Here is a 6,999-nt window from a genome sequence, read left to right as displayed (position 1 = left end):
AAACAGAATCTCCTGAATGCCGGGCATGTTGCCGATCACGCCGACAGCGATCTGTCCCTCGAGGCCGAGGAACTCGATGCATGTCTGGCAGCAGACGATCTTCACGCCCTGCTCCTCGAGCTTCTTGAGGTGGTTGATCCAGTTCGAGCCCTCGACCGCGACGCGCACGCCCTCGTTCCAGAGGATGACATACTCGGGATTGTCGTCGCGCTCACCCAGCAGCCGCAGGAAGTTCGCCAGCAGCAGCCCACCGAGCTGCATATCGCCTGCACCAAGCCCCGGCTGTCCGATCAGAATCACGTCGTAGTTCATGGCGTTTGCCCCCTAACTCTTCATCTCTTGCCCTGCCTTGATCTTCTTCTCGCTGTCGTGCAGTCCTCCGGGCCGGTTGCGCATCAGCCAGACGAGTTCGTGCTCCAGCTTCACTTCCTCGATCCTCGCATCGAGGTCCTTCGGTACGCGGCCGCCGAGCTTCCACTTGCCGACCGCCGACCCCAGCCTGAGCATCCGGATCACCTGATCGACCTCCTCGCGCACGGTCTCGGCGTCCAGCGAGGTCATACCGTCGCCCTCGAACGCCGTCTCGATCTCCTCCAGCCGCTTCTCCATCGCCTGGAACTCAGCGGCCCTAAGGTCTTCGGACCACTTCGTTTCCCTCAACTCGCGGAAGAGCATCTGCCAGGGCACGGTCGAATTGAACGTCTTCTTCTTGAAGCACAGGTACACGTTGCCCAAGTCGTAGAAGGCGCGGCCAGCCTTGCCGGTCGGGTCGCCGAATGCGTGCAGGGAGAGCGTTTCGGCGAGGCCCTTCTTCACGTCGGCCCTGGCGTTCCACGAGGCCATCGCGCCGACCATGAACCCAAGGTAGGAGACCGAGAGCGGCTGCCAGTGTCCGAAGTCGCCCCAGTCGGTGTTCAGCACGCCGATCGCTCCGAGCTTGAGGCCGTTCCGACAGGCGCTCGTGATGTTCCCGATCGCGTTCTCAGTCCGCCCCGCGATCGTATTCCAGCTCGACGTGCCCGGCGCGACATAGAACGGTATGCCCGACGCGGCGAACTTCGCCCCATGGTCTGCGAACGGGTGGTCGGCCTCGTAGCCCCACTCGAGAGTGACGGCGTCCTTCGGCAGCTCGGGAATCAGTTCCGGGTGCTTGATGATGATGTCGCCCCAGAACTGCATCGTCTTGCCGTGCGCCTGCACCAGCTTGTAGATCTCCAACAGGAAATCCAGGTACACTCGCCCGGTTCCGCGCTCCTCGCAGGCCTTGTCGCTCCGCCCGCGCCCGAGGTCAACGGTCTCGTCGCAGCCGACGTTGAACATCCCGCTTGTGAAGTGGGGCAGCAGTTCCTCGTAGAGCCCCTTGACCAGCGGCAGGCTGCGCCGGTCGGTCGGGCAGAGACTGAATGGGTTGTCGAAGCGTCCCCATGCCGTGTCGCACCCGTACGGCGCTTCCGAAATGGGACGATACTTGTCGTGCTTGAGCCAGCGCTCCATGTGGCCGAACGAGTTCTGGTTCGGCACCAGTTCGATGAAGCGCTCCCGGCAGTACATGTCGAGCGCCATGATCTGCTCGCCGGTCATCGGGTCGGCGTTCTCCCAGACCGTAGGGTGGGAGAGGTAGGCGAACGTGTGCTCAGTGTAGAGCTGAAACTGATTGATCTTCCACTCGGCCAGCAGGTCCACGAGATGGTAGAGTGTCTCCATCGTCGGCACTTTGTCCCGGCTGATGTCGAGCATCACGCCTCGCGTGGGGAAGTCCGGCCAGTCGGAGATTGTCAGGCAGGGAAGCTCAAAGTTCCCTCCCCGAGGCAGGGTGGACCGGGGAGTGGTCTGCCGCCACTGCCTCACTATCTGCGCCAGCGTACACGCCCCGTAGAACGCGCCGGCGGGATCGGATGCCGCGATCTCGATCCTCTCGGGTCGTATGATCAGCTTGTACCCCTCGGTTCGGATGCCTCGGCTCGCGTCGAGCCTGATGATCAGCCCGGTCTGTCCTCTCGAAGCCCTCGGGCTTGCAGTGATCTCCCACGGCAGTCCGGTCTTCCTGGCAGCGGCGACGAGCGTCTGCGGCTGATCCGCCTCGAGCTTGATATACCGCTTCGGGTCTGTGTCAGTCCATATGAATGTCCCCTGTCTAGGCGACAGCCTCTTCGGTATGGGGGCGAGGTGAAGATCGGCGCCTTCTGTCATGTTTCCTCCGAACGGGTCTGCGAGTAGGTCGGCCCAATGGTACAGCTTCCGCTGCCCTAAGTCAAACCGGGCGCGCAGAATCTCGGAGTCTTGGCCCGAGTTCCGCAGGGGGTGGAGGTCGGGACCGCGGCGGCGACTGCGCGAAGCCTCCTTCTGGAGACTCGGAGTCTGTCACCTCGGCTTGCGGCTCAGCCGCTCGATCTCGGCCGCCACCTGCTCTCGGAGGGAGGCCAGGTCCCTCGGGTCAAGGGAATACTCGGTGAGCGACTTGCAGAAGCTCTCCGGCACCGCGAGCAGCCGCTTGGCCTCGCTCAACTGGGATGCCGGGACGCCTTTGGCCTCGGCCTTCTTCACCAGATCGTTGAGCAGCCAGAGGTACTCGTAGTCCTCGATGCCGTCGAGGATCGCCTGGAGACGGAGCGAGGGCAGGGGGCCGCTCGGCCCGGGATAGATGAAGTACCCGTCGCCGACCGTGTCCTGGCTCGTGGTCGAGGATGTCCAACTTCCGGCGGGCCAGGCGATCTGCCTGTCGTACGGCTTCTCCGTTCCCCACCAGTTCCAGAAGTTGATGCCCCAGTAGAGCAGGCCCTCTGCGTCATACTTCCACGACTGCCAAAAGAGCTGCCGGTGCTCCACCATTGACCAGTTAGTGAAGAGGTTCGCATACGGCTTCTTAGGGCCGATGCAAACGTACCACCAGACCTCGTCTCCCTCTCTGCGCACCTGATCGAACCCGCCGCCCGGGAGGTTCGGCGAGAGCGGGCACCAGATGTCGATCACGTCGGTCATCGCCTTCGAGTCGCCGGGGCGCAGGACGTCCATGAGGATCTTGACTCGCGGATCGGCCTCTTCGCACGTCTTGAGGATGCTCAAGACCTCCGGGTTCTCGCCCACCTCGTCGAACGGCTGGAGATAGGCGTACTTCAGCCATCCCTTCTTCTCGAAATGGTCGCAGGCCCCGCGGAGATACCACTGGAGCATCTTCTTGTGCTCGTCGGAGAGGTAGGGGTAGGCGAACGTCTCGACCTTGCCGGTCGCCCGATCGGTGAACGTCTCCGGGTTGTACGCGCCCTTCAGCTTGTCGCTGAACCAGTAGGCGAACCACTGAGTCGGCGCGAGGTGCAGCACGTTCGCTCCCCGGGCAAGTATGTACTCCGCGAACCGGTCGAACTCGGTCCAGTCGATCGAGAACGTGCCGTCGGACTCCCGGTAGACCTGGAAGAGCGGCTCGACGTTCCCCTCATTGCAGTCGACCGGAGTGAGCCGATACCTCAGCGACATGTCGAGGTACGGGCGGTACTCCTCCCACTTGGGATCGCGGTCCATGCCGTAGTGGCGCCTGATCTGTCCGCGGAAGAACCAGAAGCACGTCTTCAGATGATTTTCCTGCGGAACAGCGAAGCCCCGGACGGTCAGCCGGATAGGAACCTCTGTCGCCTTGCCGTTGACCGTCATAGTCAGGTGGCCGTGGTAGTTGCGTGGGACGATCGCCTTGGGGGCGCGAATCTCGACCAGGAGGACGACAGGGTCTGTCGGACCGCCTTGCTTGAGATCGGGGAACAGCGGATCGGGGATTCGTTCGCCCCAGGGAGCATCGACATATCCGACGCGGTATACATGGACGGCGGAGGAACTGATCTTCCTCCCTGCGGGGCTGGTGAGGCCGGTGCACTCGACGTCAGATACCTCGGCCTTGCCGTTCGCATCCGGCAGGATAACGACCTGGCACGCCTCTGACTCGCCCTGCGCGGCCCGAAGGTTTATGCCCCATGACGGCTTCTCGGTCCCAAGGATGTATCGGCGGACGATGTCGCCTCTCACCGGCTTCATGAGGCTGCTCTCGACGATGTACGGGCTCGTGCCATGGTTGTTTAGCGACTGCATCGCCTCGGCGGTGGCGAGGTCGATGTCCTCGGCGATCAGCTTCTCCGAATCGCCGATCCACTGTGCCTTCGCAGAGAAGTTGCCGTTCTCCCATCCGCCGAACTCGACGGAGAGCGGCTTGAGGCGTACTCCCTCGGCGGGTCTGATGCCGACTAGAAGCGGGAAGCTGGGGCCATCGCTAGGCGCGGTGACTTCGAGCGTGTGTTTCTCCCGGCCTGTCTCACAGAGGCGCTTCCATAGCGTGGGCAGCCCATAGACTAGGACGATCGGGTCCAGGGTTTCTCCGTCGACGGTGACTGGTATGCGAGGATGGTAGCTCAGGAACTGGCTGAGATCGCCGTAGTCAGCATACACCTCCGCTCCTGTGTCACCCAGAACCGTGACCCGTAAGTTCGTGCCGGGGTTCAGGACGGCGTATCGGGCTGCCTCGCCGGAGACCGGCATCTTGGCAGCCAGGTCCTTCAGCTTCATGATGCGGTCCGAGTGGTTCCCTTCCCAGAGGTTACAGCGGTAGAAGCGTACCTCGCCCTGCTTGCCCTGCGCCCGAAGCTGAATCTCGAAGTGCCTGGTATCCGGATGCGGTCGGAACCGCCTCTTGAAGCCCTGCTCATCGCGGGCGGCGGAGAGGGTGAACTCATAGGCTCCGAGGAACTGCCCGTTTTCGTTGAGGTAGTAGACGCAGGGATGCGCAAGGCCGTCCACCTGACTGCCGTACGCGCCGGAGATGCAGTAGTCCTTCGTGGGATCGACCTGGTACCCATCGAGCCGCTGCCTGACTCCGGTGTAGTCACCGCCCGTATCGCGTGTGACCTTGACCAGACGTGTCGATCCCTTGGTGACCAGTTCACATCGGCCTGTGCCCGTTCCCTCGGAGAAGAACTGCCAGTTCGCGGGCGTCTTGTCCGGGAGCACGTCGAGGAATAGAGGGTTCTTCACGATATCGGCCGCCTGCGTATGGCAGAGAGCAGTCAGCAAAACGATCAGGACCAGCAGTTCTCGCATATCAACACCTCCGGCGCAGAGTCGGCAATCTACCCTTGCACCATGCGCAGAATCTGTGCTAACCTGTGCGCAGTGTGCCTCGCATCACACTCAGATTCCATGCGGGGCGAAGGTTTCCCTTGCCGGTTGGCAAGAGGCACAAACGATGGAGGCTAAGGTATGAAGCGGGCGTTGATGGTCTGGGGCGGATGGGACGGCCATGAGCCGAAGCAGTGCGTGGAGGCGGTCGCTCCTGTTCTGCAGGCGAACGGTTTCGAGACGATCATCTCGGACACGATGGATTCCTACACGGACGCCGATCTGATGGGTTCGATAGATCTTGTCGTCCCCTGCTGGACGATGGGCGAGATCTCGGGCGAGCAGTCGAACGGACTCCTGCAGGCAGTCCGAGGGGGTGTCGGCATCGCGGGCTGGCACGGCGGGATGGGCGACTCGTTCCGCAACAACACCGGCTACCAGTTCATGGTCGGCGGCCAGTGGGTCGAGCACCCCGGCGGGATCATTGACTACACGGTGGATATCACCAAGCCGTCGGACCCGATCGTGGCGGGGCTGGGCAGCTTCAAGATGAAGTCCGAGCAGTACTACATGCACACCGACCCGGGCAACGAGGTGTTGGCGACGACGACCGTGAGCGGCGACACCTATCCGTGGGTCGCGGGCACTGTCATGCCGGCGGTCTGGAAGCGCATGTACGGCGCGGGCAAGGTCTTCTACATGTCGCTCGGCCATGTGGCATCGGATTTCCAGGTACCCGAGGTGATGGAGATCATCAGGCGCGGCGCGATCTGGGCGGCGAAGTAAGGAGCGAGCAATGAAACCAACCAAAGTCGGCATCATCGGATGTGGAAACATATCGGGCATCTACTTCCAGGCCGGGCGTACGTTCGAGATTCTGGACATCGTCGCATCTGCCGACATAATCCCGGAGCGCGCGAAGGCCAAAGCGGAGGAGTACGGGTGTGGGGCGATCACCGTTGAGGATGTGCTTGCCGATCCGAGCATTGAGATCATCATCAACCTGACCATCCCGATCGCGCACGCGTCGGTCGCGCAGAAGGCTGTCGAGGCCGGAAAGAGCGTCTACAACGAGAAGCCGCTCACGATTACTCGTGAGGACGGACGCAAGCTGCTCGATACCGCGAAGGCGAAGGGCGTACTGGTGGGATGCGCGCCGGACACCTTCATGGGCGGCGGAATCCAGACCTGTCGGAAGCTCATCGACGACGGATGGATCGGCAAACCGATCGGCGCGACGGCGTTCATGATGTGCCATGGCCACGAGGGTTGGCATCCCGATCCCGAGTTCTACTACAAGGCCGGCGGCGGCCCGATGTTCGACATGGGTCCGTACTACCTCACCGCGCTCGTGAACCTCATGGGCCCGGTGAAGCGGGTTACCGGCGCGACCCGCATCACCTTCCCCGAGCGCGTCATCGGGAGCGAGCCGAAGCGCGGTCAGGTCATCAAGGTGGACGTGCCAACGCACGTCGTCGGCGTCATGGACTTCGCCAGCGGGGCGGTCGGCAACATCATCACCACGTTCGATGTCTGGGCGGCCGAGCTTCCGCGGATCGAGATCTACGGCACCGAGGGCACCCTCAGCGTCCCCGACCCGAACAGCTTCGGCGGACCGGTCCGCGTGAGGCGCGAAGGCGCGAATGAGTGGAGCGATGTGCCGCTGACTCACGGCTACGCGGAGAACAGCAGAGGCGTCGGCGTCGCGGACATGGCGTATTCCATCCGAAGCGGCAGACCGCACCGCGCTAGCGGCGACCTGGCATACCACGTGCTCGACGTCATGCATGCGTTCCACGACGCGTCAAACCAGGGCAAGCACATAATGCTCGAGAGTACCGTCGCGCAGCCCGCACCTCTCCCGCTCGGGCTCCGGCACGGCACGCTGGACGAATAGCAGAATGG

Annotated in this window: 5 protein-coding genes; 2 read left to right on the top strand and 3 right to left on the bottom strand. The window is 62.8% G+C overall.

The features are described 5' to 3' along the window. The 3 genes from KBC96_05715 to KBC96_05705 form a co-directional block, all read right to left on the bottom strand. Positions 1–312 (bottom strand): DsrE family protein (locus KBC96_05715; protein MBP6963887.1); only part of this gene is annotated, 312 nt, incomplete at its 3' end. A gap of 12 nt (positions 313–324) precedes the next feature. After that, positions 325–2,190, bottom strand: coding sequence for a family 20 glycosylhydrolase (locus tag KBC96_05710; protein ID MBP6963886.1), 1,866 nt, complete (start codon positions 2,188–2,190; stop codon positions 325–327). A gap of 171 nt (positions 2,191–2,361) precedes the next feature. Continuing rightward, the gene (locus KBC96_05705) at positions 2,362–5,076 is read right to left on the bottom strand and encodes a DUF4091 domain-containing protein (GenBank protein MBP6963885.1); all 2,715 of its coding nucleotides are present in this window, start codon (positions 5,074–5,076) and stop codon (positions 2,362–2,364) included. Positions 5,077–5,235: 159 nt separating this feature from the next. On the opposite strand from KBC96_05705, the gene KBC96_05700 reads away from it, so the two are divergent. Together KBC96_05700 and KBC96_05695 are read left to right on the top strand one after the other, a co-directional pair. After that, positions 5,236–5,880, top strand: coding sequence for a ThuA domain-containing protein (locus KBC96_05700; protein ID MBP6963884.1), 645 nt, complete (start codon positions 5,236–5,238; stop codon positions 5,878–5,880). A 10-nt stretch (positions 5,881–5,890) separates the two neighbouring features. Continuing rightward, positions 5,891–6,991, top strand: coding sequence for a Gfo/Idh/MocA family oxidoreductase (locus tag KBC96_05695; GenBank protein MBP6963883.1), 1,101 nt, complete (start codon positions 5,891–5,893; stop codon positions 6,989–6,991). Positions 6,992–6,999: the final 8 nt, after the last annotated feature.

The organism is Armatimonadota bacterium (genome assembly GCA_017993055.1).
Classification (GTDB): domain Bacteria; phylum Armatimonadota; class UBA5829; order DTJY01; family DTJY01; genus JAGONM01.
Note: the sequence above shows the minus strand (reverse complement) of the source record. Positions and strands in the feature narration are given on the sequence as shown.